Source organism: Streptomyces sp. NBC_01235 (assembly GCF_035989285.1).
GTDB lineage: Bacteria > Actinomycetota > Actinomycetes > Streptomycetales > Streptomycetaceae > Streptomyces.
Map to the genome: position 1 here is coordinate 4,771,581 of NZ_CP108513.1, position 26,282 is coordinate 4,797,862.

19 protein-coding genes are annotated in these 26,282 nt (G+C 71.9%); 8 read left to right on the plus strand and 11 right to left on the minus strand.

The features are described from left to right. Window positions 1–81: 81 nt before the first annotated feature. From OG289_RS21050 to OG289_RS21065, 4 genes are all read right to left on the minus strand, one after another. The gene (locus tag OG289_RS21050) at window positions 82–1,371 is read right to left on the minus strand and encodes a cytochrome P450 family protein (RefSeq protein ID WP_327315573.1); all 1,290 of its coding nucleotides are present in this window, start codon (window positions 1,369–1,371) and stop codon (window positions 82–84) included. Between the two features lie 626 nt (window positions 1,372–1,997). Continuing rightward, on the minus strand, window positions 1,998–3,053 hold the full coding sequence (locus OG289_RS21055) for a nucleoside triphosphate pyrophosphohydrolase (RefSeq protein ID WP_327315574.1): 1,056 nt from the start codon (window positions 3,051–3,053) through the stop codon (window positions 1,998–2,000). Between the two features lie 115 nt (window positions 3,054–3,168). Beyond that, window positions 3,169–3,813, minus strand: coding sequence for a SurA N-terminal domain-containing protein (locus OG289_RS21060; RefSeq protein WP_327315575.1), 645 nt, complete (start codon window positions 3,811–3,813; stop codon window positions 3,169–3,171). A 198-nt stretch (window positions 3,814–4,011) separates the two neighbouring features. Further along, window positions 4,012–4,842: a glycoside hydrolase domain-containing protein gene (locus tag OG289_RS21065; RefSeq protein ID WP_327320758.1), complete on the minus strand. Its 831-nt coding sequence runs from the start codon at window positions 4,840–4,842 to the stop codon at window positions 4,012–4,014. A 272-nt stretch (window positions 4,843–5,114) separates the two neighbouring features. On the opposite strand from OG289_RS21065, the gene OG289_RS21070 reads away from it, so the two are divergent. Further along, window positions 5,115–5,543, plus strand: a complete 429-nt coding sequence (locus OG289_RS21070; protein ID WP_327315576.1) for a hypothetical protein — start codon at window positions 5,115–5,117, stop codon at window positions 5,541–5,543. Window positions 5,544–5,575: 32 nt separating this feature from the next. Here the strand turns inward: OG289_RS21070 and OG289_RS21075 are convergent, their stop codons facing one another. Further along, window positions 5,576–6,319: an N-acetyltransferase gene (locus OG289_RS21075; protein WP_327315577.1), complete on the minus strand. Its 744-nt coding sequence runs from the start codon at window positions 6,317–6,319 to the stop codon at window positions 5,576–5,578. A 77-nt stretch (window positions 6,320–6,396) separates the two neighbouring features. Beyond that, the gene (locus OG289_RS21080; protein WP_327315578.1) at window positions 6,397–7,143 is read right to left on the minus strand and encodes an HNH endonuclease family protein; all 747 of its coding nucleotides are present in this window, start codon (window positions 7,141–7,143) and stop codon (window positions 6,397–6,399) included. 189 nt (window positions 7,144–7,332) lie between these two features. On the opposite strand from OG289_RS21080, the gene OG289_RS21085 reads away from it, so the two are divergent. The 3 genes from OG289_RS21085 to OG289_RS21095 all read left to right on the plus strand — a co-directional run bounded on the left by OG289_RS21085 (window position 7,333) and on the right by OG289_RS21095 (window position 9,212). Then, complete coding sequence (locus OG289_RS21085; protein ID WP_327315579.1) at window positions 7,333–7,518, plus strand: antitoxin; 186 nt, start codon at window positions 7,333–7,335, stop codon at window positions 7,516–7,518. 498 nt (window positions 7,519–8,016) lie between these two features. Beyond that, window positions 8,017–8,793, plus strand: a complete 777-nt coding sequence (locus tag OG289_RS21090; protein ID WP_327315580.1) for an SDR family NAD(P)-dependent oxidoreductase — start codon at window positions 8,017–8,019, stop codon at window positions 8,791–8,793. 41 nt (window positions 8,794–8,834) lie between these two features. Then, window positions 8,835–9,212, plus strand: a complete 378-nt coding sequence (locus OG289_RS21095) for a MerR family transcriptional regulator (protein WP_327320759.1) — start codon at window positions 8,835–8,837, stop codon at window positions 9,210–9,212. 84 nt (window positions 9,213–9,296) lie between these two features. Here OG289_RS21095 and mfd read toward each other — a convergent pair whose 3' ends face one another. Then, window positions 9,297–12,830, minus strand: coding sequence for a transcription-repair coupling factor (gene mfd / locus OG289_RS21100; RefSeq protein ID WP_327315581.1), 3,534 nt, complete (start codon window positions 12,828–12,830; stop codon window positions 9,297–9,299). A 605-nt stretch (window positions 12,831–13,435) separates the two neighbouring features. Here mfd and OG289_RS21105 point away from each other — a divergent pair. Continuing rightward, complete coding sequence (locus tag OG289_RS21105; RefSeq protein ID WP_327315582.1) at window positions 13,436–13,993, plus strand: phospholipase A2; 558 nt, start codon at window positions 13,436–13,438, stop codon at window positions 13,991–13,993. A gap of 97 nt (window positions 13,994–14,090) precedes the next feature. Here the strand turns inward: OG289_RS21105 and OG289_RS21110 are convergent, their stop codons facing one another. Together OG289_RS21110 and OG289_RS21115 are read right to left on the minus strand one after the other, a co-directional pair. Beyond that, window positions 14,091–16,676: an ABC transporter permease gene (locus tag OG289_RS21110; RefSeq protein ID WP_327315583.1), complete on the minus strand. Its 2,586-nt coding sequence runs from the start codon at window positions 16,674–16,676 to the stop codon at window positions 14,091–14,093. After that, window positions 16,673–17,461 (minus strand): ABC transporter ATP-binding protein, encoded by a 789-nt coding sequence (locus tag OG289_RS21115; protein ID WP_327315584.1) that lies wholly within the window; start codon window positions 17,459–17,461, stop codon window positions 16,673–16,675. Before OG289_RS21115 ends, OG289_RS21110 begins: the two co-directional genes overlap by 4 nt. Window positions 17,462–17,976: 515 nt before the next feature. On the opposite strand from OG289_RS21115, the gene OG289_RS21120 reads away from it, so the two are divergent. The 3 genes from OG289_RS21120 (at window position 17,977) to OG289_RS21130 (ending at window position 21,863) form a co-directional block, all read left to right on the plus strand. Continuing rightward, the gene (locus OG289_RS21120) at window positions 17,977–19,479 is read left to right on the plus strand and encodes an MFS transporter (protein WP_327315585.1); all 1,503 of its coding nucleotides are present in this window, start codon (window positions 17,977–17,979) and stop codon (window positions 19,477–19,479) included. Between the two features lie 222 nt (window positions 19,480–19,701). Then, entirely contained in the window at window positions 19,702–20,256 is a 555-nt protein-coding gene (locus OG289_RS21125) for a DUF485 domain-containing protein (protein WP_327315586.1), read from the plus strand. Beyond that, entirely contained in the window at window positions 20,253–21,863 is a 1,611-nt protein-coding gene (locus OG289_RS21130) for a sodium/solute symporter (RefSeq protein ID WP_327315587.1), read from the plus strand. The genes OG289_RS21125 and OG289_RS21130 overlap by 4 nt, the downstream gene beginning before the upstream one ends. 244 nt (window positions 21,864–22,107) lie before the next feature. Here the strand turns inward: OG289_RS21130 and OG289_RS21135 are convergent, their stop codons facing one another. Continuing rightward, the gene (locus OG289_RS21135; RefSeq protein ID WP_327315588.1) at window positions 22,108–22,992 is read right to left on the minus strand and encodes a cellulose-binding protein; all 885 of its coding nucleotides are present in this window, start codon (window positions 22,990–22,992) and stop codon (window positions 22,108–22,110) included. A 204-nt stretch (window positions 22,993–23,196) separates the two neighbouring features. Continuing rightward, complete coding sequence (locus OG289_RS21140) at window positions 23,197–26,274, minus strand: SUKH-4 family immunity protein (protein ID WP_327315589.1); 3,078 nt, start codon at window positions 26,272–26,274, stop codon at window positions 23,197–23,199. Between the last annotated feature and the right edge of the window lie 8 nt (window positions 26,275–26,282).

The window sequence follows — 26,282 nt, forward strand, 5'->3', positions numbered from 1 at the left end:
AGATCACAGAGTTGAGGCTTGGTCACCTTCACTCCCCCGAATGGTCACATTCCCCCTGACGCGCGGTCAGATGTGCATCGCTCATGTACCGGAATGCGCAGGACCGAACTCGACCGGCAAAGTCCGCAGGCCGCGCATGATGAGCCCGCCGCGCCATCTCAAGTCGGCCGGATCCGCGGCCAGTCGGAGGTCGGGCAGCCGGGTGAGGAGGGTGGCCAGCGCGGTCTGCCCCTCCAGCCTGGCCAGCGGGGCGCCCAGGCAGTAGTGGATGCCGTGGCCGTAGCCGAGATGCTGGTTGTCGCGGCGGGAGAGGTCGAGCGTGTCGGGGTCCGAGAAACGGGCCGGATCGCGGTCGGCGGCCGCCAGGACGACGAGGACGGGGTCACCGGGCGCGATGTCCTGCCCTCCGACGCTCAGCGGCTCGGTCGCGAACCGCCAGGTGGCCAGTTCGACGGGGCCGTCGTAGCGCAGGAGTTCCTCCACGCCGGTCTCCAGCAGGTCCCGCTGCCCGGTCGCGAGGGATGCCTGCAACCGCGCCCGCTGTTCAGGGTGGGCAAGCAGGGCATAGAGCCCATTACCGATCAGGTTGACGGTGGTCTCGAAGCCGGCGAACAGAAGGATGAAGGCCATGGCGGCAGCCTCGTTCTCGGTGAGGTGCTCGCCGTGGTCGGAGGCGCGGATGAGGCCGGAGATGAGGTCCTCGCCGGGGGCCGGGTCGGCGGGGAGCTCCGCGCGCTTGCGGTGGATCAGCTCCAGCAGGTAGCCGCGCATCCTCTTCACCGACCGCGCGACCCCGCCGCGCGGGCCGCCGCCGTGCCGGATCATCATCCCCGCCCAGTCGCGGAAGTCGTCCTGGTCCTCGCGGGGGACGCCCAGGAGGTCGCAGATGGCGTAGATGGGGAGGGGGAAGGCGAAGTCGTGGATGAGGTCGGCCTCGCCCTCGGCGGCGAACCGGTCGATGAGGTGGTCCGTCAGCTCCTGGACGCGGGGCGCGAACTCGGCGACGCGGCGCGGGGTGAACGCCTTGCTGACGAGCCGTCGCAGCCGGGTGTGGTCCGGCGGGTCGATGTTGAGCAGATGCGTCATCAGCTCGGCCTTGCGCTCACCGGGGATGCCGGTCTTGCCCTTGGCGTGGGCGGGCTCGTCGTGGTGTGCGGGGTTCTTGGAGAGCCGCTGGTCGGCGAGGGCCTGTTTCGCGTCGGCGTACCGGGTGACCAGCCAGGCCTCGACCCCGCTGGGCAGCCGGGTGCGGTGCACGGGGGCGTGCTCGCGCAGCCAGGCGTAGGCGGGGTAGGGGTCGGTGGCGAACTCCCAGGTGAAGAGGGCGGGGGCGGGCGGAGTGTCGGTCGGGGGGTGGGGCTGGTTGGTCACTCCTCGACGGTAGCGGGGTTCTCGGCGTGCTCTGCGAGGGCCTCTGGGCAGCGGGGTGCCCCCTGCCGGCGGCCTTGCGGTACAAGAGGGCGGCTTCGGTGGGGCTGTCCTGCTTCTTTTCGAGGCGGACGGCGAGCCGGTAGGCGGCGTAGGCGTCGCCGCTCGCGCACCCCTGCTCCTGCTCCTCGCGGGCCTGGTGCAGATTCCCCGTCTTCCCCAGTACATCGCCGTGGTGGGCGGCGTCCGGCCCGAGTCCGACGGAGAGGTGGTCCGCGGCGTCGGCCAGGGTCTGCCTGCCGGGGCTCCTGCGTGGCGCTCAGCAGCCGGGCGGCCTTCGTGTCGCCCGCGGCGGCGGCACGGGCGAGCAGCACCTCGGCGAGTTCGGCCTCGCGGCGCAACAGGAAGTGCCGGGACTTGTCGGGCGGGAGGGGCGCGAGCATCCATTCCAGTGAGGTGGACGTGTGATCCGCGAGCCGGCGCCGGAACGCGGACCGCACCGACTCCCGCTGCTCCGACCGCAGCCCCGCCTCCAGCACCTCCGCGCCCCTGGAGGCCGGCTCGTCCAACTCGCCTTCCCCACCCATACAAGGCCCCGCGCCCCGCGGCCCGCTGAGGGGGCCGCCGTACTAACCCACCACCCCTTCGGTCGCCCGGATCGCGTCCCGATAGGCCCGGGCAGCCGCCCGCAGGGCCGCCTCCGGGTCCACGCCCTCCGCTTCGGCCCGGGCGGCGAGTGCCAGCAGCTCGTAGCCGATGCCCTCGGCGCCTCTCCCCTCGGCGCTCGTGCCGTCAGCGCTCGTGCCGTCGGCGCTCGTGTCGTCGGCCGTCGGCAGCGGCACGTCCAGTCCCGCCGTCCGGGCCCGGGAGGCGAGCTTCGCGGCGAGGGCCAGGCCGGGCTGGTGGAGGGGGACGCCGTCCGTCACCGACTCCCGCCGTTTCTCGACCGCCTTCGTGCGCAGCCAGTGCGCCTTCACCTCTTCCGGGGTCGTGGCCGTGGCGTCGCCGAAGACATGGGGGTGGCGGTGGATGAGCTTGGCGACGATCGTGCCGGCCACGTCGTCGACGGAGAACGGGGACTCCTCGTCCTCCTCGGCGATACGGGCGTGAAAGACGACCTGGAGCAGGACGTCGCCCAGTTCCTCGCGGAGTTCGTCGTAGTCGCCGTCCTCGATCGCCTCGACCAGTTCGTACGACTCCTCCACCGCGTACTTCGCCAGGCCCTTGTGGGTCTGCTGGGAGGACCAGGGGCACTCGGCGCGGATGCGGTCCATGACCTGGACGAGGTCGAGGAGCCGGGCGCCGGGGAGGTCGTAGGAGGCGGGGAGGAGTTCCAGCTCGGGCATCGACACCCGGCCGGAGCCCGCCAGGCGGGCCAGGCCGTCGGTGAGGGCCGGTTCGCCCTCGCCGGTGGCCACGACCACGACCGTGCGGCCGTCGGCACAGGCGGCGACCAGGTCCTCGGCGGTCGGGGAGCTCTCCTCGACCGCTATGCCCGCGTCCCGCAGATAGGGCAGCTGCGGGTGCGCGCCGTCCGCGCACAGCACCCGGTCCGCCGTGCGCATGGCCTGCCAGGCGGGCCAGGACAGCAGACCGGGGGCGACCCGGTGGCTGGTGGTGAGCAGGACGATGCGGCCGGTGGCGTCGACGGCGGCGGGGCCGCTGGATGGGCTGGATGCGTTCACACCTCGAACGTAACCCACGCCCGCCGGCGGCCCCACGAGTTGTCCACAGGTCCGGCGGATTGGTCATACCGGCCGTTCGCCGGCTTCCGTCAGCACCGTTTGCCGGGCCGCACCGTCACGTCGTCTGTTGCGTTCCCGCCGTCGTGATCTCCCGCACCCAGGGCGTCTTCGCGTCGACGCGGGCGACCTTCTGCGCGTCCCAGCTGCCGTAGCGCGGGTTGAGGTCGACACCGAGGGCCTTGGACGCCTTGGACAGGGCGTTCCAGAAGGCGGGCTGGCTGGTGTTCGTGTCGAGCTCGGTGGCGAGTTTCTGGGCTTCCAGCTGGAGGCGGAGGTTTTCGTCGAGGCGCTGCGGCGGGATGCCGTACTGCTGGAGCCAGGCCGTCTGAAGGCCCTGCGCGCCGCCCGCCTGCTGTTCCAGACCGGTCCGCATCTGCTGGACCTCCCGGCGGCTGACGGTGATGCCCGCGTCCTCGGCGGCGCGGTGCAGCACCCGGTCGAGGACCATGCCGTGCAGGGTGTCGCGGGTGAGGGTGCCGGTCTGGGCGATGGCCTGCGCGTACTGCGCGTCGTCCTTGACCGCGGCGCGCTGGGCCGTGCGCACCTCGTTGACCCGGTTCTCCAGCTGCGCGACGGTGATCCGCTGGCCGCCGACGACGGCCGCCGCGCCGGGATGCGCGTCGTTCCCGCAGGCGGTGAGGAGGGGGGCCGCCGCGATCGCGGCGGACAGCAGGAGCGCGGTGCGACGACGGCGGTGCAAGGGAGCCTCCCGAGGAGATTGTGCGACGGTGCACAAAGTCTTGCGGTGATCGATGGTAGGCAGTGGGACGGCTGGGGCCAACCCATTCGACCAACGATTCACCAGGACTTCGGGCACCGCCGCGCCCGGTCGTCGCCCGCTCGTCGGTGCGAGGGCTCAGCCCCACCCCTTCCGCGTGCGTCCTTCAGGCGTTCCGGTTCAGCCGACGATGGCGACCGGGGCGTCCCACGTGTCGCGGTCCACGGTGATCGTGTAGCCGCCGCGGGTCTCCTTGCTGTTGACCAGGAACTGGTGGCCGCGGCTGTGGTCGGTGTACTGCGTGGCGCCCCACGGCCAGTCCGTGGTCGTGGTGTCCTTCTTGTCCCAGAGGGCGTACCAGAGGTTGCCCGGCAGGTCCGTCTTGTTCGTCGCGGTGGCGATCGCCTTGGCGCTGGAGCTGGTGAAACCGTAGTAGCCGGCCCGGTACGTCTTGGCGCGCAGCGTCTTGGTGAAGGAGCGGACGTACGCCAGCACGGCGTCGTTGCACGCCTTGTTGGTGATGTCGTACGCCTCCATGTCGAGGTAGATCGGGCTGCCGACCTTCATGCCGAGCGCCGAGGCCTTGGCGACCGCGTCCGCCGCGTCGGTCGCGCCGAGGGAGGTGGCCGTGGTGGCGGTGATCTTCTCGGGGCTGGAGCCGGTCTGGCAGGGCGGCTGGGCGCCGACGTAGAGCGGGATGAGCTTCCAGCCGACCGTGTTGACCGACTTCACCCAGGACGCGGTCAGGTTGGGCTGTGCGCAGCCGCGGTTCTTGCCGCCGACGTAGACGGCGGCGCCGCCGTAGTAGCCGTCGGTCTTCCAGGCCTTCATCGCGGCCAGGGAGGGCGCGGTGCAGGTGTCGAAGGCGCGGCCGGTGTACGTCTTCTGGGCGGGCCAGGTGGTGGCCGCCATCGAGGTCTGCGCCGCTATCCCGGCCCCCGCGAGGACGGCCGCGCCGGCCACCCCCCACGTGATGTATCTGCGCCTTCTGGACTGCCGGTGCTCGGCCATCCCCACCCCATACTTCATCTGTGCGTACCGCGCTGTCGCTGCGTACGGCTGCTGTGTCTCGCTGACGTTTCCTGATGCGGTGCGACGATACGGCGTCGACTCGACGTCGGGCATCGGAAACGGATCGCACCGTAACCTGCGGCATCCCTGTGATCGGAAAACACAGGTCCCCCATAGCCACAAGATTCGCCCATGTCACAGTAAAGAAGCGACAGGCCCTGGCGCGGCCCGCCCGTGTCCTACCCTTGCCCCCTGGTGACTTGGGGGGCGACATGACGATGCCGACGACGGCTGCGACGGCGACCGGTGCGGACAGACGGCTGGAGGGCGGCTGGTTCCAGCGGCTCGCCTGGACGGTCCTGGTGTGGGGCTCACTCGGCTTCCTGGTCTGGGTGCCCTTCCTCTACGTGGCGATCCGCCGCGGGCTCTCCTCCGACTGGGCGGCCTTCGGGTCGTTCTCCCTGTACGAGTGCGTGATCCTGACGTGGGCGGTGGTCTCGGACACCGACGACGGGGACGCCTTCCTGGGCGTCACGGTCCTGGTGACCCTGGTGACGGCGACGGTGCTCCTGCTCTTCGCGGTGTTCGACAAGAAGGCCCCGGCTTCGAGCCCGGTGTCGGGCCCGGCGTACGGAACGGGGCAGCCGTACGGGGCGGGACAGGCGAATCCGTATCAGCAGGGGTATCCCTACGGCCAGTAGAGCGCGAGCGCGGTCGAACCCCGCGCCGCGCCTCAAAGACTGTGCCGCATCCACACGTTGGGCTCGACGTACACCGCGTAGTCCCGCTCCGGCTCGCAGCGCACCGGTACCAGGGCGCCGGGGACCTCGATGTCGCCCGGTGTGTCGAAGGGCAGGCCGGTCCAGCGGCGCCACTCCGCCAGCGAGGCCGACACCGTCATCGACGCCGGCGCGATCCGTTCGACGGTCGCGCCCGCCCGGGCGTGCACGCGCAGCCACGGGTCGTACGGCAGTCCGTCCTCCCGCACCCGGTGCGCGTACTCCTCGACCGGGGTGTGCGGTTCGAGGTGCTTGGCGCTCGGCCGGACCGGGGCGACGACCTCGGTGAAGCCTTTCACCCGGGCGTTGTCCCGCATCGCGGCGAGCATCCGCCCGGACAGGCCGAGGCCCTGGGCGTGCGGGGCGACCACGATCGAGATCGCGCTCACCGTGTCCGGCCGCACGCCGCGCCGCTGGTCGGCGAAGGCCCAGACGAGCACCTGGTCCCAGCCCCGGGCGGGCAGCTCGCCCCGGCCGTCGGCGTGCAGGGCGAACGGCACGCTGTAGGCATGGGCGACGACCTCGCCCCGCTCGTCCCGCGCGAACAGCACATGCTCGGGGAACTCGACGGGGATCCGGCCGTAGTGCGCGTTGCCCACCGGGTCCTGCGTGGTGAACTGCGGCCAGGTGTCGGGCATGTCCTGGACCGGGCCCAGCATGTCGGGGCATTCGGCGAGACTGGATACCTTCAGATCCATTCGGTCACGGTAGGCGAGGGAACGCGCGGACGGGAACGGATTTTCGGGGCCGGGCGGGGCGCCGGACCGCCGGATGCTCACCCCGCGTGGAAACGTTCCGGCGCCTTCGTCGGGTTGCCGCCGGTGGGGAGTTTCTGCTCGGGGCAGGTCTCCAGGACCTTCTCCATCGCGGACTTCTCCGCCGCGGAGACCCACAGCTCGTACTTCTTCTTCACGGCGACCTGGGCCGCGACATACGTGCACCGGTAGGCCTTGTTGGGCGGCAGCCACGTCGCCGTGTCGCCGTCCCCCTTGGAACGGTTGGTGCTCGCGTCGACGGCCAGGAGGTTGAGCGGGTCGTTGGCGAGCGCTATCCGCTTGCCGGCGTCCCAGTACTTGGCGCCCTTCTGCCAGGCGTCGGACAGGGCGACCACGTGATCGATGTCGACCTTGCTGCTGCCCCGCCGGTAGGTCACGCTCTTCCCGGAGTACGGGTCCGACTCCAGCACGCCGTAGGACACCTTGCAGGTGCCGCCGGTGAACTTCACCTCCTCCAGGTCGCGCTTGAGTATGTCGTCACGGGTGTCACAGGAGTTGGAGTCCGTGTCCGCCCAGGCGGAGCCGAACCTGTCCCGCTCGTAGCCGGTCTTGGGGGCTCGCCCCTTCACGGTCAGCGACTCGGCCGCCGCGAGAGCCGGCCCGCCGCTCGCCGCTCCGCCGCCGGCCGTCGGCCCCGTACCGGTGGCACCGGCACCGGATCCGGTGGTCTGCTCGGTGCACCCTGCCGCCGTCACGGCACATATCAGCACGACGGCAGCCGCCGCCCCGCTCCTCAGACGCTTCACGCGCCCCTCCCCTTGCCTGGCCACTGCCACCCCGCACAGGGGCGGATTCCCCTGACGGGGACTGGCACACACCGTAGCGAGGGGGCGCGTGGAGGCAGTCGGGAGGTCCGGACCACAACCGACCCAAGTGGGCATCTCGCACGTCTCGGGAATATCGCCGGTGTGAGTCACCTCCGGAAGGAGCTCTGGATGGGCATCTTCGACAGGTTCAAGAGCAACAAGGCGGCACAGGGCAAGGCCAGGGACGTGTCCGACGTGGGGGAACAGAAGATCGACGAGAAGACGGGCAACAGGTACGAGTCGCAGGTCGACTCCGCGCAGCAGCAACTGCACGAGCGGCTCGGCACGGACGAGGACCGGCCCGGCAACCCGTAGCCCGAGGACTCGGCCACAGCCCGTCCGGAGACTCGCAAGGGCTGAGGTACCGACTTCACCTGGCACATGAGGCCGCCTGCGGAGACCACCCTCCCCGCGGGCGGTTTCACCTGTCGGCGCCATGGCCACCACCGCGCCCGACGGGGACGACGCGGACGCCCGGCCGGTCCGCGTCGCCGGCCGGTCCGCGTCGCCGTCTGGTCTGCGGCGCCGTCTGGTCCGCATCGCCGGCCGGTCCGCATCGCCGACTGGTCCGCATCGCCGGCCGGTCCGCATCGCCGACTGGTCCGCATTGTCGGCTGGTCCCTGGTCCACGGCTTCGCCACCCTGCTGCTGGGCCACAACCTCGACGGCCTCCTGGGCGACGAGGAGCCCGAGGAGGTGCTCCGGCGGCTGCCGACGACACCGTTCCGCCCGCCTGAACCGCCCGCCGCGCAACCCGGCGGGCCCGCCGGGCACTTGACCCTGACACCGGCGTCAGGGTCCGAGCATCCCCTCATGAGCGAAACGAACAGCCCCCGTACCGTCGTCGTCACCGGTGCCGGTACCGGTATCGGCCGCGCCACGGCCCACGCCTTCGCCGCGCAGGGAGCGCGCGTGATCGCCGTGGGCCGGAGGGCGGAGCCCCTCGCCGAGACCGCCAGGACCGCAAAGACCACCGCGCACGACGACGAGCGCATCGTCCCGCTCGCCGTGGACATCACCGCCGAGGACGGCCCCGCCACCGTCGTCCGTACGGCGCTGGAGCGTGGCGGCGGCCGCATCGACGTCCTGGTCAACAACGCGGCGATCGTCGACACCGCGTCCCTGCGCACCTACACCCGCGCCTCCGTCCTGCCCCCGCTCGCGACGAACCTGATCGCGCCGGTCCTGCTCACCCAGGCCGCGCTGCCGGCCCTGACGGCGAGCCGGGGTGTCGTCGTGAACGTGACGACGTCCGTCGGACAGCGCGGCTGGCCGGGCAACTCCCTGTACGCGGCCGGAAAGGCGGCCCTCGAAGTGCTGACGCGCGGCTGGGCGGTCGAGCTGGCGCCGCTCGGGATCCGGGTCGTGGCAGTGGCGCCCGGTGCGATCGAGACGCCGATCGCCGACCACTGCGGTTACACGCCCGAGCAGCGTGCCGCGATCCGCGAGTGGCAGCTGGAGCACACCCCGCTCGGCCGGGTCGGACAACCGGCGGAGGTCGCCTGGGCGATCGCCCGACTGGCCTCGCCACACGCCTCGTTCATCACCGGCGTGGTCCTCCCGGTGGACGGCGGAGCGGTCGTCGCATGAGACTGACGCGCATGCAGCAGCCCAGCCGGCCCCGGTCGCCTCTGCGCATCGGCGAGCTCGCGGAAGCCACCGGCGCCTCGCCGCGCGCCCTGCGCCACTACGAGCAGGCGGGGCTCATCGCCTGCGAGCGTGCCGCCAACGGTTACCGGCTCTACGACCCGGCCGTCGTCGTGCGCGTCCGCAACATCCGTCGGCTCGTGGAGGCGGGGCTCACCCTGGACGACGTCCGCGTCTTCCTGCCGTGCCTGGACCGGGACGTGACCGCGTCGCCGCCGACCGGCCGGACTCTTCAGGTCGCGCTGCGCCGGCTGGCGGTCATGGAGGAGCGGATCGCGGCCCAGGTCGCGGTCCGCGACCGGCTCGCCGCGGCCCTGGCCGAGGCCACCGGCGGACCCGGACGGATCCGGCCGGTGGCCTGAGGACGTCCCGAGCCGGACGATCCCCGAGCCCGGACGATCCCCGAGCCCGGACGATTCCCGGGCCCGGACGCCTCCGTGGCTGCCCTACGACCCCAGGACCGTCGCCAGGAACTCCCCGACCCAGCCCAGCAGGTCCCGTCCGACCAGCGGCTTGCCGCCGACCTTCGCGGTCTTCGGGCGAGGTACGAGGATCTGGTGCGCGGCCGGCTTGATGACGGTGCCGGGGTACAGCCGCTTGAGGCGCAGCTCCTGCGACTCGCGCAACTCCACCGGCGCGAAGCGGATGTTGGTGCCCTGCAGGACGATCTCGCCGACGCCACACGCGCGTGCCAGCATCCGCAGGCCCGCCACGAGGAGGAGGTTCTCCACCGGTTCGGGCAACTTGCCGTAGCGGTCGACGAGTTCCTCGCGCACGGCCTTGACGTCCTGCTCCGAGTTGGCGGAGGCGATGGCGCGGTAGGCCTGGAGGCGCAGCCGCTCGCCGGGCGCGTAGTCGTGCGGGACGTGCGCGTCGACGGGCAGCTCGATCTTGACCTCGAGCGGCGGCTCCTCCTCGATCCCGCCGGTCTCCAGCTGGCGCCGGTAGTCCGCGACGGCCTCGCCGACCATGCGGACGTACAGGTCGAAGCCGACGCCCGCGATGTGCCCGGACTGTTCGCCGCCGAGGAGGTTTCCGGCTCCTCGGATCTCGAGGTCCTTCATCGCCACGTACATGCCCGCACCCATCTCCGTGTGCTGGGCGATGGTCGCGAGGCGTTCGTGGGCCGTCTCCGTGAGGGGCTTCTCGGGCGGGTAGAGGAAGTAGGCGTAACCGCGTTCGCGCCCTCGTCCGACCCGGCCGCGCAACTGGTGCAGCTGGGACAGGCCGAAGGTGTCGCCGCGCTCCACGATCAGCGTGTTCGCGTTGGAGATGTCGATGCCGGACTCGACGATCGTCGTCGAGACGAGCACGTCGAACTTCTTCTCCCAGAAGTCGACGACGACCTGCTCCAGCGCCGTCTCCGACATCTGGCCGTGGGCGGTGGCGATGCGCGCCTCGGGAACGATCTCGCGCAGTCTCGCCGCCGCGCGGTCGATCGACTCGACCCGGTTGTGGATGTAGAAGACCTGGCCCTCGCGCAGCAGTTCGCGGCGGATGGCGGCGCCGATCTGCTTCTGCTCGTAGGGGCCGACGAAGGTGAGCACCGGGTGGCGCTCCTCCGGGGGCGTGGTGATCGTCGACATCTCGCGGATGCCCGTCACCGCCATCTCCAGGGTGCGCGGGATGGGGGTCGCGGACATCGTCAGGACGTCGACGTTCGCGCGGAGCTTCTTCAACTGCTCCTTGTGCTCGACGCCGAAGCGCTGCTCCTCGTCGACGATGACCAGGCCGAGGTCCTTGAACTTCGTCTCGGAGGAGAACAGGCGGTGGGTGCCGATGACGACGTCCACCGATCCCTCGCGCAGGCCCTCCAGGGTGGCCTTCGCCTCCGTGTCGGTCTGGAAGCGGGACAGGGCGCGCACCTTCACCGGGAACTGCGCGTACCGCTCGCCGAACGTGCCGAAGTGCTGCTGCACGAGGAGCGTCGTCGGCACGAGGACCGCGACCTGTTTGCCGTCCTGGACGGCCTTGAAGGCGGCGCGCACGGCGATCTCCGTCTTGCCGTAGCCGACGTCGCCGCAGATCAGGCGGTCCATCGGGACCGTCTTCTCCATGTCGTCCTTGACCTCGGCGATGGTGGTGAGCTGGTCGGGCGTCTCCGCGTAGGGGAAGGCATCCTCCAGTTCGCGCTGCCAGGGCGTGTCGGTGCCGAAGGCGTGCCCCGGAGCCGCCATCCGGGCCGAGTACAGCTTGATCAGGTCGGCGGCGATCTCCTTGACGGCCTTCTTCGCGCGCGCCTTGGTCTTCGTCCAGTCCGCGCCGCCCAGGCGGTGCAGCGTCGGAGCCTCGCCGCCGACGTACTTGGTGATCTGTTCCAGCTGGTCGGTGGGGATGTAGAGGCGGTCGCCGGGCTGGCCGCGCTTGGCGGGCGCGTACTCGACGACCAGGTACTCGCGCGTGGCGCCCTGGACCGTGCGCTGCACCATCTCGATGTAGCGGCCCACACCGTGCTGCTCGTGGACGATGTAGTCGCCCGCCTCCAGGGTGAGCGGGTCGATGGTCTTCCGACGGCGCGCGGGCATGCGCGCGCCGTCCTTGCCGGCCGCCTTCTGGCCGGACAGGTCCGTCTCGGTGAGGACGGCCAGGCGCAGCGCCGGGTCGACGAAGCCGTAGTCGATCGAGCCGCAGGAGACGTGCACGAGGGACGGGCCGAGGTCGGTCAGGTCGGCGTCCAGGCGGGCCGCGACGCCCTCGCTGCCGAGCACCTCCACGGTGCGCGCCGCGGGACCGTGAGCCTCGGTGACGAAGACGACGCGCCAGCCGTCGGCGAGCCAGCCCTTGGTGTCGGCGAGGGCCTTCGCGGTGTCGCCCCGGTAGGTCTCGGGGGCGTGCATGCCGAGCTGGAGGGTGTCCGCCTCCAGCTCGAGGTCCGCGGCGAACGGCGACACCGACCACCACATCATGTCCAGCTCACGCGCGTGGTCGCGGACGTCCGCGATGGACCACAGGGAGGCCGCGCCCACGTCGATGGGCGCCTCGCCGCCGCCTGCCGTGGCCGCCCAGGACGCCTGGAGGAACTCCTGGGAGGTCGCCACGAGGTCGGCGGCACGCGTGCGTACCCGCTCCGGGTCGCAGACGACGGCCATCGCGCCCTTGGGCAGGACGTCGATCAGCAGCTCCATGTCGTCGACCAGCACCGGGGCCAGCGACTCCATGCCCTCGACCGCGATGCCCTCGGCGATCTTGCCGAGCAGCTCGCCCAGCTCGGGGTGCTGTTCGGCGAGGGCACGCGCGCGCGTGCGCACGTCTTCCGTCAACAGGAGTTCACGGCAGGGCGGCGCCCACAGGCCGTGCTCGGCGACCTCCAGGGAGCGCTGGTCGGCGACCTTGAAGTAACGGATCTCCTCGACGTCGTCGCCCCAGAACTCGACGCGCAGGGGGTGTTCCTCGGTGGGCGGGAACACGTCCAGGATGCCGCCTCGTACGGCGAACTCGCCGCGCTTCTCGACGAGCTCCACGCGCGCGTAGGCGGCCGCGGCGAGGGCCTCGACGATCTCGTTCAGGTCGGCGCTCCGGCCGGTGCGCAGGGCCACCGGTTCCAGGTCGCCGAGGCCCTTGACCTGGGGCTGGAGCACCGAGCGGACGGGCGCGACGACGACGGAGACCGGGCCGGTCTCCGGGTCGTCGGGGCGCGGGTGGGCCAGGCGGCGCAGAACGGCCAGGCGGCGGCCCACGGTGTCGCTGCGGGGGCTGAGTCGCTCGTGCGGGAGCGTCTCCCAGGAGGGGTACTCCACGACGCCGTCGGCCGGGAGCAGCGAGCGCAGAGCGGCGGCCAGGTCCTCGGCCTCGCGGCCGGTGGCCGTGACGGCGAGGACCGTGCGGGTGGTCTCGCGGGCGAGGGCGGCGATCGCGAAGGGGCGGGCGGCCGGGGGGCCGACCAGGTCGACGTGCATGCGGTTGCCGTCGGCGGCCGCGGGGATGGCTTCCGCGAGGGCGGCGTCCTTGACGACGGCGTCGAGCAGACCGTGCAGGCTCATGGAGGGCTTTCCGTCTGGGGAGGGACATCGCAAACAGCCCGACACGTCGAACGGGCCGGGGCTGCCAAGCGTACGACGCCCACGGCCCGACCACCCTGCCCCGGACGAGGCCACGCGGGGCCGCCGTGTTCCGGCAGAGGGAGCGCGCGCGTGCCTGCGCCGTGCGCGGGCCGGGAGATCGCCCGCTGCGTCCTATCGGGGAGTTCGGCAAGCCGCACCTGCTTCATGCCGATTTTCCCCGCCGTTTCCGCACGACTCTCCCGAGGATTTCTTCGACATCGACGTCTTCATTTCCGATGCGTCACGGAACGGAATGCACCCGTGCCGTTATCCCATGACAGGACCGCCCGGCGGCCATTTGAGCAACATCTGAGCTTGACTTCCGTAACCGCCGACCGCCGGCACGGGTTCCATCGCGCCGTTACGCCGTCTCCGACATATGACAGGACTATTCTGCGGTCCATAGTCGTCACAAATGCCCAGGTCAAACGGTGTGGAATAAGAAACTCCGAATTCCCTGGCCGCCACCCGACCGAAAAACAATTGCCCGCTTGGCGCGCCCATGCCATCATGGCGCCACCTCAACGGGGAAAGGAAATCAAGCCTTGAACAAGTTGCGCGCCGCAGTGCCTGGCATTGCCCTTTCGAGTTTCATCCTCATCGCGGGGGCGACGCCCGCTCTGGCCGATTCCGCCGCTTCTCAGACAGCCGCCTCCCCCACGGCGGCCGCCGCCGTGACCAAGGCCCAGAAGCTCGCCAAGATGAAGACCCTCACCCAGAACTCGGAGGCCTCGTCCCTCGCGTGGAACTCGGCGCTCGGTGACCACAACGCCGGCAGGGCGTCGATCAACAAGTACAACTTCAACTGGCACACCGACTACTGCACCTACTCGCCGGACTCGCTTCCGGGGGGCTACGTCTTCAAGTGGGGGTGCTACCGCCACGACTTCTCCTACCGCAACTACAAGAGCCTGGTGGGCAACGCCGCGTTCAAGCGGGATCACAAGCTGCGCGTCGACAAGGCTCTCCTCGGTGACCTGAACCGGGTCTGCGGCCAGCGCTTCTGGGCCGACCCTTACCCGGCCGCACAGCGCAAGAAGCTGAAGGAGGCCTGCTACAAGGCCGCGACGAAGTACTACAACGCGGTCCGCGCCGCCGGCTGACCCGGCCGGGGCGCACACGCGGACAGCGGGGCACGGAGTTCCTCTCCGCGCCCCGCTGTCCGGTTGTGCCGGGGCTCTCGCCCCCTCTGCCGCCGGGTCAGTCGGTCGCGATCGCGTTCAGGACGTTCATGCGGCCCGCGCGAAACGCCGGCACCAGGGCCGCGAACAGCCCCACGAAGGCGGAGCCGATGAACACGCCGATGATCGTCGGCCACGGGATCTCGAGGACGTTCAGGCCCTGCAGGGCGAGCAACCGCTGGGCGGTCGCGCCCCAGCCCATGCCCAGGCCGAGGCCGAGGAGCGCGCCGAAGAGGGCGATGACGACCGACTCCATGCGGATCATGCGGCGCAGCTGGCGGCGCGAGAGGCCGATCGCCCGCATCAGGCCGATCTCCCGGGTGCGCTCCACCACCGACAGGGCCAGGGTGTTGACCACACCGAGGACCGCGACGATGATCGCGAGGGCGAGCAGACCGTAGATCAGGTTCAGCAGCTGCCCGATCTGGTCCTTCAACTCCTGCTTGTAGTCGGTCTGGTCACGGACGACGTACTGCGGATAGTCGTGCAGCGCCGCCTTCAGGGCGGTGTACGCGGCGTCCTGCTGCCCGTCCTTCGCGGTGGCGAAGACCAACTCGTCCAGCGGCAGTTCGTCGGCCGGGACGTACTTCTTCAGGGTGGCGACGGAGGTGTACATCGCGCCCTGGTCGATGACGCCGTCGCTGCTGGTGATCGCGCGGACCGTCAGCCGGGCCGTGGAACCGTCCCTGAAGGCGACCGCGATCCGCGAGCCGAGCGTGATCTTGTGGTCCTTCGCGAACTTCTCGTGGACGGACATGGAGTCGGGGCGGTAGGCGTCGGCGAGCTTGCCGGCGACGGTCTCGACGCGCAGGTCGCTCGCGTAGGTCGGGTCGGCCGCCGTGATCGCCGTCTCGTCGAGCGTCTTGCCGTCGGGGGTGGTGAAGTCGGCCTCGGTCACCTTGTACTCGGTCACCCGCTCCAGGCCCGGCGTCGACTTGACGGCCTTCACGGCCTGCGGGGTCACGAGCTGACCGTTGTCGTTGTTGCTCTGGATGATGAAGTCCGTGCCGACGCTCTTGTCGAGCTCCTCCGTGGCGGAGGCGACCATGGAGGAGCCGACCACCGACAGACAGGCGACCAGCGCGAGGCCGATCATCAGGGCCGCGCCGGTGGCGCCCGTGCGGCGCGGATTGCGCAGCGCGTTGCGCTCCGCCATCCTCCCGACCGGGCCGAAGGCCCTCAGCAGGACCGCGCCCAGCACCCGGACGACTGCACCGGCCAGCAGCGGGCCGATCACCACGAAGCCGATCAGGCTCAGCACCACGCCCAGACCCAGCCAGAGCGAGCCCTCGGCGGCCTTGTCGGCGGCGGAGGCGAGGTAGAGTCCCGCGCCGCCCGCGCCGGTGAGCAGCAGACCGATGACGGCCCGGACGACGCCGGCCTTGGCGTCGGCGGGGGCGCCGGCGTCGCGCAGCGCGGCCATCGGGGAGACCTTGCCGGCGCGGCGGGCCGGGAGGTAGGCCGCCAGCACCGTGACGACGACGCCGAGGATCATGCCGATCACCGGGGTCGTCCAGGCGACCGTCAGGTCGTCCGTGGACAGGTTCATGCCGGTCAGACCCATGAGCTTCATCAGGCCGACGGCGACGCCGACGCCCGCGCCGACTCCGAGGACCGAGCCGACCACGCCGAGCAGCAGGGCCTCCGCGAGAACGGACCGGTTGATCTGCTTGCGGCTGGAGCCGACGGCCCGCATCAGGCCGATCTCACGGGTGCGCTGCGCGACCAGCATCGAGAAGGTGTTGATGATCAGGAAGATGCCGACGAGGAAGGCGATCCCGGCGAAGCCGAGCATCGCGTACTTCATCACGTCCAGGAAGTCGCCCACGTCCGCCCGGTTGGCGTCGGCGGCCTCCTTGGCGGTCTGCACCTTGTAGTCGGCGCCGATCTCGGCCGCGACGCTCTTCTTCAGCTGCGCGTCGCTCACCCCGGCCGCCGCCGTGACGTTGACGTTCGTGTAGACGTCCGGCTCGCCGACCAGCGTCTTCTGGGCGGTCGCGGTGTCCAGGTAGAAGATCGCCGCGCCGGGGTTGGTGACCTGGAAGGCGGCGAGGCCGGACACCTTCGCGGTGTGCGTGCCGACCGCGGTGATCACGCCGACCTCGTCGCCGATCTCGAGGTGGTGCTTGTCGGCGGTGTCCTCGTCGACCATGACCTGGTCGGAGCCCTTCGGCGCCGCACCTTCGGTGATCTTCATGGTGCGGGCTTCGTTGCCGTTCCAGCTGCCGACGATGGTGGGCGCGCCGCTGGACGGCGACAGGCTGTCCTTGTCGGCGTCGACGACGGTCACCGCGCTGGAGAAGACCGATCCCTCCGCCGACTTCACGCCCTGCACCTTGCGGACCCGGTCGAGCACCGAGGCCGGCATGACCGGCGGCTTGCCGTTGTCGGCGGTCGTCTCACCGGTGTCCGAGGCGCCCTTCGCGCTCACCGTCACATCGGAGGAGGTGGCGGCGAAGAGCTTGTCGAACGTCGTGTTCATCGTGTCGGTGAACACCAGCGTCCCGCAGACGAACGCCACCGACAGCAGGACCGCCACGGCCGACAGGGCCATGCGTCCCTTGTGCGCGAAGAAGTTGCGCATGGAGGTCCTCATGACAGTCATGACGTACGCCCCCGCGCGTCGAAGTCCTTCATGCGGTCCAGGACGGTCTCCGCGGTCGGCTTGAACATCTCGTCGACGATCCGGCCGTCCGCGAGGTACAGCACCCGGTCCGCGTACGAGGCCGCGACCGGGTCGTGCGTGACCATCACGATGGTCTGGCCCAGCTCGTCCACCGAGCGGCGCAGGAAGCCCAGGACCTCGGCGCCCGCGCGCGAGTCGAGGTTTCCGGTCGGCTCGTCCCCGAAGATGATCTCCGGGCGGGCCGCGAGGGCGCGGGCCACGGCGACGCGCTGCTGCTGGCCGCCGGAGAGCTGGGTGGGACGGTGCCTGAGGCGGTCGGCGAGCCCGACGGTCTCCACGACCTGGTTCAGCCAGGCCTTGTCCGGCTTGCGGCCGGCGATGTCCATGGGGAGCGTGATGTTCTCTATCGCGTTCAGCGTGGGCAGCAGGTTGAACGCCTGGAAGATGAAGCCGATCCGGTCCCGGCGCAGCTTGGTGAGCTTCTTGTCCTTCAGACCGGTGATCTCGGTCTCGTCCAGGTAGATCTGCCCGGACGAGACGGTGTCGAGACCGGCGAGGCAGTGCATCAGCGTGGACTTGCCGGACCCCGAGGGGCCCATGATCGCGGTGAACCGACCACGGGCGATGTCCACGTCGACGTGGTCGAGGGCGACGACACGGGTCTCCCCGGACCCGTACGCCTTGACGACCTGCCGCGCCCGCGCGGCAACGGCCGTACGCCCTCCAGTGCCCCCGTGCCTGGGAATGGTCACAGCCGAAGTCACGGTAAGTCTCCTATGTCGGAAGTCGATGAGTGGTGCTCCACCGCGCTGGATGCCTGCCGCGGTGAGAAGTGCGAGGAGTGCTACGTCGAAGAGTCTGTCGGCGGGAGAGGGTCCGGCGCGCTGGTGCTCGGGCCCCTCTTCGAGGGGGGCTAACCCCACCTCCCGCCGGTGCGGTAGCCGCCCCCCAGCGGCATAAACCCAGGTTAAGGACGGGACGGGGCCCATCTCCTCCTCCGACGGAACGAACCCTCCCCGAGCCGTAGGACGGAGGTACCCCTAGGGGCTGTCCACCGCCGGGTGGAGTGCCTCTCGGGGTTGCCTCCACCCTCCGGCCCAGTCGGGCTCCGCCCTCCCGTGGCAATCAGCAGGTGCCGCGCGAAGCACGCCGCCGAGGGGCGGTGGTCGGGCGACGGGAGGGCTGAATCTCCCCGTGAGCGAAGGCCAAGTGGGAAGCTGGCTTCCGGCAGTTAGGTGCAAGGGGCACGGGGAAACGGGCGACCAGGGGAGGGCATCCGGTGGGGGACACACAACCCGCGATACGCGAGGCCGCGCGGCAAACCGCGCCGCACCGGCGGGGAGCGGTCGTCGCCGCGCTCATGCTGTCCATGGCGCTGGCCGCCCTCGACTCCACCATCGTCTCCACGGCCGTCCCGCAGATCGTCGGCGATCTGGGCGGGTTCTCCGTCTTCTCCTGGCTGTTCTCCGGCTATCTGCTCGCCGTCACGGTCACGCTGCCGGTCTACGGCAAGCTCTCCGACACCTTCGGCCGCAAGCCGGTGCTGGTCGCCGGGGCGGCGCTCTTCCTGCTCGGCTCGCTGCTGTGCGCGCTCGCCTGGAACATGGGGGCGCTGATCGCGTTCCGCATCGTGCAGGGCCTGGGCGGCGGGGCGTTGCAGGGCACGGTGCAGACGCTCGCCGCCGACCTGTACCCCTTGGAGGAGCGGCCGAAGATCCAGTCGAAGCTGTCGACGGTGTGGGCGGTCTCGGCGGTCGCGGGTCCGGCCATCGGCGGGGTGCTCGCGGCCTACGCGGACTGGCGCTGGATCTTCCTGGTCAACCTGCCCATCGGGGCGGTGGCGTTGTGGCTGATCGTCCGTCATCTGCACGAGCCGGAACGGACGTCACGTGCGCGGGACGCACGCGCGCGTGTCGACTGGGCCGGCGCGCTGGCGGTGTTCGCGTGCGGCGGGGTGCTGCTGACCGCGCTGGTGCAGGGCGGGGTGGCCTGGCCGTGGCTGTCGGGGCCGTCGCTCGCCCTGTTCGGCACGGGACTCGCGCTCGCCGGGCTCGTCGTCGTCATCGAGCGCCGGGCCGCGGAGCCGATCATCCCAGGCTGGGTGTGGCGCCGCCGCACGATCGCGGCGGTCAACCTCGCCCTGGGCGCGCTGGGCCTGCTGATGGTGGCCCCGACGGTGTTCCTGCCGACGTACGCCCAGTCGGTCCTGGGCCTGGGACCGGTGACGGCCGGGTTCGTCCTCTCCGTCTGGACGCTGACCTGGCCGCTGTCGGCCGCCCTCAGTCAGCACGTCTACCGGCGCATCGGCTTCCGCGACACCGCGCTGCTCGGCATCGGCACGGCGACGCTGATCCTGCTCGCGTTCCCGTTCCTGCCCTACCCCGGCGCGGCCTGGCAGCCGACCCTGCTGATGCTGCTGCTCGGCGCGGCGCTCGGACTCTTCCAACTCCCGCTCATCGTCGGGGTGCAGTCGACGGTGGGGTGGTCGGAGCGCGGGACGACGACCGCGTCCGTGCTGTTCTGCCGGCAGACGGGTCAGACGATCGGCGCGTCGGTGTTCGGCGCGGTCGCCAACGGGGTACTGGCCGCGCGGCTGGGCGGCGCGGGAGACCTGGACTCGCTCGCCCGCGACCTGGACACCGGCACCGCCCCCGAAGCGGCCCGCCGAGCGGTCGCCGACGCCGTGCACGCCGTGTACCTGGGCGCGTCGTGCGCGGCGGCCGTGGCGTTCGTCGTGCTGCTGGTGCTGGCGCCGCGCCGGTTCCCGGTACGGGCGGAGTGACCACCGGCGTGGTGCGGGCGCCGGTCGCCGCACCGCCATTTCACATGGGTTAACGCGGGTAACACCCCAGGTCAGACCTCATCTCCCGCAGTAAGCGCATACCGACCGCCCAGTTTGGTGAAAACCCTTCGCAGCCGCCCTACTCCCGAGTAGCGTGCGTCCCTCGCACCCCCCATCTCCCTGCGGTCCGCCGCCACGGAACCGAGCCATGCAAGGAGCGGGATGTCCCACGACCCGTCACGCCCCTACCCGAACCACCCGATTCACCCGATTCAGCAGAGCCGCCCGAGCCACCCGAGCCACCCGAGCCACCCGATTCAGCAGAGCCGCCCGACCTACCCATGGCAGCCGCCGCCACAGCCGCCCGAGCCACCCCGTCGACGCCCCGCCCACCACACTCCGCTCGCGCACCACAGCGACCTGCGGATCCTGCGGGGGGCCTACCGCCGCCAGCGGCGCGTGGCCACGCTCACCGCGCTGGGCTACTTCGTCGTCTTCCTGGTCCTGTCGGCGTTCGCGCCGTCGCTGATGACCGGCACGGTCGCCACCGGGCTCCCCGCGGGGTTGCTGCTCGCCCTGCTCCAACTCCCCGTCACCTGGCTGGCGATCGCCCTGTACGAGCGGACCGCCCGCCGCCACGTCGACCCGCTCGCGGACCGCATCCGCAAACTCGCCGAGATCGACGCCAGACGCGACGCCCGCGGAACCCGGGGAACCCGGGGAACCCGTCCCACTGGTTCCACTGGTTCTACTCGCCCCAAGGGGGCCGGACGATGACCGAGTTCAGCGACGCCGCCCAGAGCATGTCCCTCGTGGCGTTCACCGCCGTCGCCACCGTCACGCTGCTGCTGTGCGTGATGACCGGCCCCGACCACGACGACCTCGACGAGTTCTACACCGGCTACCGCTCCCTCTCCCCACTGCGCAACGGCCTGGCCGTCGCCGGCGACTACATCTCTGCGGCCACGGTCCTGGGTACCAGCGGCGTGATCGCCCTGTGCGGCTACGACGGCGTCGTCCTCGCCCTCAGCACGGTCCTCTCCCTGATGCTGCTGATGTTCCTGCTGGCCGAACCCCTGCGCAACGCGGGCCGGTTCACGATGGGCGACGTGCTGGCCCGCCGCATGCCGGGACGCGCGGTGCGCATAACGGCGTGCGCGGTGACCCTCGCCGCGCTGCTGCCGATGATGCTCGTGCAGCTCGCCGGAACCGGCCAGCTCCTCGCCTTCGTCCTGGGGTTCTCCGGCGCTTCGGTGAAGACGGGCTGCGTCGTCTGCATGGGCGTGCTGATGATCGGCTACGCGGCGATCGGCGGCATGAAGGGCACCGCCCTCATCCAGATGCTGAAGATCGTGACGCTGCTCGGCTCCGGCGCCGTGATCGCCGTCATCGTCCTGTACCGCTTCGACGGCAACCCGGGCGCCCTCTTCGACGCGGCGGCCGAGGGCAGCGGTGTCGGCGACGCCTTCCTGCACTCGGGACTGGAGTTCGCCGACGGCCCCTACCCCCGCGTCGACATGATCGTCTCCCAGCTGTCGGTCGTGCTGGGCGGCGCCTGCCTGCCGCACATCACCATGCGCATGTACACCGCCTCCAGCGCCCGCCAGGTACGCCGGTCGATGTCCTGGGCGGTGTCGGGCGTCGCCCTGTTCGTGCTCGTCATGACCGTCGTCGGTTTCGGCGCGACGGCACTCATCGGGCGCGCGGTGATCGCACAGGCCGACCCGCAGGGCAACACCGCCTACCTGCTGGGCTCCCGGGCCGCCTTCGGGGCAGATGTGTCCACGGCCGAGACGCTCCTCTTCACGACGGTCACGACGGCGATCTTCCTCACCGTGCTCGCCTCGGTCGCCGGCATGATCCTCGCCTGCGCCAACTCCCTCGCCCACGACGTCTTCGCCGCACGCGACCCGGAGATGTCCCCGCGCCGCGAGATGCTCCTGGCCCGGCTGTCGGCGCTGGCCGTCGGCGTCCCGACGATCCTGCTCGCCGTCCAGGTCCAGCATCGCAGCCTCCAGCCCCTGGTCACCCTCTCCTTCTGCCTCGGCGCCTCGGCCCTCGCGCCCGCCCTCGTCTACAGCCTCTTCTGGCGCCGCTACACCCGGACGGGACTCCTGTGGACCCTCATCGGCGGCACCCTCGCCGTCCTGGCGCTGATGCCGGGCACCAACCTGGTCTCCGGCTCCCCCGTCTCCGCCTTCCCCGAGGCCGACTTCAACTGGTTCCCGTTCACCACCACGGGCCTCGTCACCATCCCCCTCGGCTTCGCCCTCGGCTGGCTGGGAACCGTCGCCTCGGGCCGCCGCAGGGCGGAGGAACAACGCCGCCAGTACGAGTCGGTGGAGGGCTGGATCCTGGCGGGCGCGGGGCGCAGGGAGAACTGACGGGCGCCTGACGAGGTGACCTGGCGGACGTCTGAGGGGGTGCCTGGCGGACGCATGGCGAGGTGACCTGGCGAACACCTGGGGTGCCTGGCGGACGCCTGGGGTGCCTGGCGGACGCCTGGGGTGCCTGGCGGACGCCTGGGGTGCCTGGCGGACGCCTGAGGGGGTGCCTGGCGGACGTCTGGCGGGTGTCTGCCGGGGCGCTTGACGGGAGTTGGCGTCCGGCCGGCCGGCAGCCGGCCCGCTAGTCCACCGCACGGCCGGTGAGCGCGGTCAGGCTGTTGCGGACGTGGTCCATGTGGGCCTGGACGTCGTCCCAGCGCTCGCTGTGCTCGCGCAGCACCCGCTCCGTCTCCCGCGCGGTGCTCTCCTCCCGGGCGCGCGCCTCGGTGAGGATCTCGGCGGCACGCGCGTGTGCCTCCTCCTGGCAGCGGCGGGCCGACTCCTCGGCCTCGGCGAACGCCTGCTTCGCCTCGCTCAGCGCCGCCTCGGCGCGGGTCACCGACCGGGCGTGCCGCGCGTCGAGGGCCGCGGCCTGCTCGGCGGCCTCGCGCTCCGCCGCCGTCCACCGCTCGGCGTGCTCCTTGTCCTGCTCGGCGAGCATGCCGGCGGTGCGCTGCCGCACCTCGCGCAGCTCGGCCAACGCCTCGCCGCGGTACTCCTTCACCTCACGCCGGGCACCGATCCTGACCTCGTCGGCCTCGGCGCGCACCGCGAGCAGCCGCTGACGGGCGTGTTCCTCGGCCTCCGCGCGGAGCTCCTCCGCCTCCTCCTGCGCCACCCGGCGCACATCGAGGGCGCGCGTCTCGGCGTCCGTGACCTGCTCGCGCGCCTCACGCCGCGCGTCCTCCCGGACGTCCGCCGCCTCCTCCAGCCCGAGCTGGAGAATGCGCCGTGCACGCTCCCCCAGGGAGTCGTACGTCTGCGGCGCGAGCCCGCTCACCACCTCGCGCAACCGCTCGGCCTCCGCCTCCATCTGCCGGGCGAGCACCATGAGCCGGGCGGCCCGCTCCCACGCGGCGTCCCGGTCGGCGCAGAGCGCGGCGGTGTACACCTCGACCTGTTCGGGCCGGTAACCGCGCCCGCGAACGGTCACGAACCCCGGCGCTGACACCGATGCGCTGCTCATCCTGGAACCCCTCGCCACCAGACGGACACGACATGATGATTCGGCGCATATCTTTATGGATCGTGCGTAAGTGTTCATAACGCGACACTCCGCCCGCAGGTCACGGTCAACCCCGAAGACGAAGGGGAAGGGGCCGCAAAGAGGCCGTGCACACACAGAGGCCTCCCACGCATGTCGGCGTGGCGTATCAGCGGGACGTACGCCTCACAGCAGTCCGTCCCACATCTGCTCCAGCAGCACCGACCACCAGCTCTCCGGCGAACCGAGCGCCGCCGGGTCGAGCGAGGCCAACTGGGCCTGGAAGTCGACGGTCCAGCGGCCCGCCTGCTCCTGGTTCAGCCCGAACCGCAGCCGCCACATCCGCCCGAGCAGCGCCAGGCAGCGCGCGAACTCCGGCAGCCCGGTGTTCACGAACTGCGGCGGCACGGGCGCACCGCCCGGCCCCGCCTCCACGGGCACGGCGACGATGTTCGCCGTCCCGTACTGCACACAGATCGCCTTGCCGAAGTCGCTGCCCATGACGAGGTACGACCCCGCGTCCGACGCCGGCTGCACACCCCGCTCCGCCGCCAGCTCCGCCAGCGTCGGCACCGGCCGGCCCGGCTGGGCCTGTGCCCAGAAGAACGGCCCCATGTCCCCCGGCAGACCGGCCACCACCAGCGTGTGCGCCACGACCGGCGGCACACCCTGCCGGGACACCGCGGCCTGCTCGAACCGGAACACCGCCGGCCCGAACACCGCCGCCAGCTCCTGCCCGATCGCCTCCGGCGGAACCGGCGGCGCCGGCTGCACCGCAGGCAACGGCGCACGAACGGGCGCCGGGCGAGCGGGCCCGTCCGCCACCTGGTGCAACTCACCCTGGTGGGCCAGCAGTTGCTGCATCCCCTGCTGCCGGCTCGCGTGATCCGTGCCGTACGGCGCGATGCTCGTGATCCGCGCCTGCGGCCACTGCTCCCGGATCATCCGCGCACAGTACGCACCGGGCAGCTCACACGACTCAAGCTCCGTGTGCAGCTCCAGCACCTGGTCCGGCGGCACGTTCATCGCCCGCAGCTCGTGGAAGATCTGCCACTCCGGGTGCGGCGTCCCCGGCGCGGACCGCCGGATCAACTGCTGCTCCGACCCGTCCTGCGCGCGGTAGCGCAGCACGGCCTGATAGCCGGGGCCGACCGTGGGCAACCCCTGCTGCTGCGGATACCCGTAGCCGGGTGCCTGCCCCGGCACGGGCCCACCGGGCGGCATCGCACCGGGCGGCGGCATCGCCCCCGGCGGCATGGGGGGCTGAGGGGCACCGGGGGGCATGCCGGGGCCGACACCTGGAGCCATGCCAGGGGCACCGGGAGCCATACCGGGGGCGCCAGGGAATCCGGGGGCGCCAGGGGCTCCCGGAGCGCCGGGGCCTCCGTGGCCACCGGGGCCTCCGGGAGCACCGAGGCGCCCGGGCGCTCCAGGCGCCTGCGGCGGCCGAGGCGCGCCGGGGCCACCCTGCGGGGGCCCGGCCAGCATGGTCTGGGCGTGGTGAACGGCACCCTGCGCGCCTCCCGCCGAGCCGTGAGCGCCGGGCGCGCCAGGCACACCCGGGGCACCCGGAGCACCAGGAGCGCCCGGCGCTTGCGGCACACCAGGGGCGCCGGGAGCGGCCGGTGCGCCGGGAGCGCCCGGCATACCCGGTGCGCCCGGAACACCAGGAGCGCCCGGAACACCGGGGGCGCCGGGGGCGCCAGGAGGCTGCGGCGCGCCCCCCGCACCAGGCGGCCCCATCCGACCGGGGTCGGCAAGCATCGTCGCGGCATGGTGAACGCCACCGGGAGGCGTACCCCCGGGCGGATTCGGCCCGCCGGGCGGATTCGGCCCGCCGGGCGCGTTCGGCGCACCGGGAGGCTGCGGCGCACCCCCCGCACCCGGCCCCGCCGGCCCCGCGAGCCCCTCGGGACCCAGGGCCGACACAAGTTGCGTGGGCACGTACCCGCCCGCCGGAGTACCCGGCGCACCCGGCCCGGACGGCGGAGGCGGAGGCGTGTTCCCCGGCCGCGCACCCGGCGTTCCCGGCGCGCCCGGCGGAGGCGGCGGCGCCGCTCCTGCCCCACGGTTGCGACGCGGAGGGGGCGCCGCCTTGCTGGTCGCGGCGTCGGCGATGTCACCGGCGTTCGGCGCGAGCGGCCGCGCAGGCGCACCCGGACCACCCGGAGGCTGCGCAGCGCCGGCGCCCTGCGGATAACCGTACGAGGACCCACCCGACACCGGCGGCCCCTGCGGACCACCCGGAGGCTGCGGCGCACCCGCGCCCTGCGGATAACCGTACGAGGACCCACCCGACACCGGCGGCCCCTGCGGACCACCCGGAGGCGGAGTCCCCGGCCCCTGCGGACCGGGACCGCCGTACGACGACCCACCCGGCGACGGAGGCTGCGGCGCACCCTGCGAGCCCTGAGCACCAGGCGCGCCCGGGTCGTCGAGCGCCGGTGCAACCGCCGTCGGCGGGAGTTGGCTGCCGCCCGACATCAGCGCCGTCTTGGCGTCCGGCGCGGCCGTCGGCGGCGGCTCCTCGTCGGAACCGCTCAGCGGCGGCGCGAAGACGGTCGCGGGCAGCGGCACGGAACGGTCGTCACCGGTGTCGGCGTTGGTGTCCGTCCCCGCCCACGGCGTCGCCCCGACAGGAGCGGCAGGCGCCGCCGGAGCAGGCGCCGCCGGAGCAGGCGCCGCCGCCGCGGGAGTCGGCGCACCGGCCCCCGGCGCCGACCCGGCACCCGAGCCCATGGGCACCCCGGCCTGCGTCCGAGGAAGCGAGGGATCACCGCCTCCCGGCACACCCCCGGGCACACCCGCAGACACCCCACCGGCAGAGGCACCCGAAGCCGCGCCCGCACCACCGGAACCGGTCCCCGAACCCGCCTCCGCCCGATCAGCGATCCCCAACTTGTCCGCCGCCTCCTGCAACCACTCCGGCGGCGACAACAAGAACGACGTCTGATTCAGATCCACCCGCGCCGCAGGCGCCGGCACCGGGTCCGCAGGGGCGTCCGGACGGCCGTACTCCTCCTCGTACCGACGGATCACCTCACCCACCGGCATCGCAGGCCACAACGTGGCCTCCCCGCTGTCCCGGGCGATCACCAGCCGCTGCGCACCCCCGTCCGAACGCGGCCCCTCCGCACGGTCCTCGGCCCACACCACGAACCCGAGCTCGAACTCCCGCACCCGCACCTCACGATGCTGGTACGCCGGCACATCACCGTTGATCCACTCTTCGGCGCGCTCCTGCGCCTGCGCGAACGTCACCATCGCCGAGC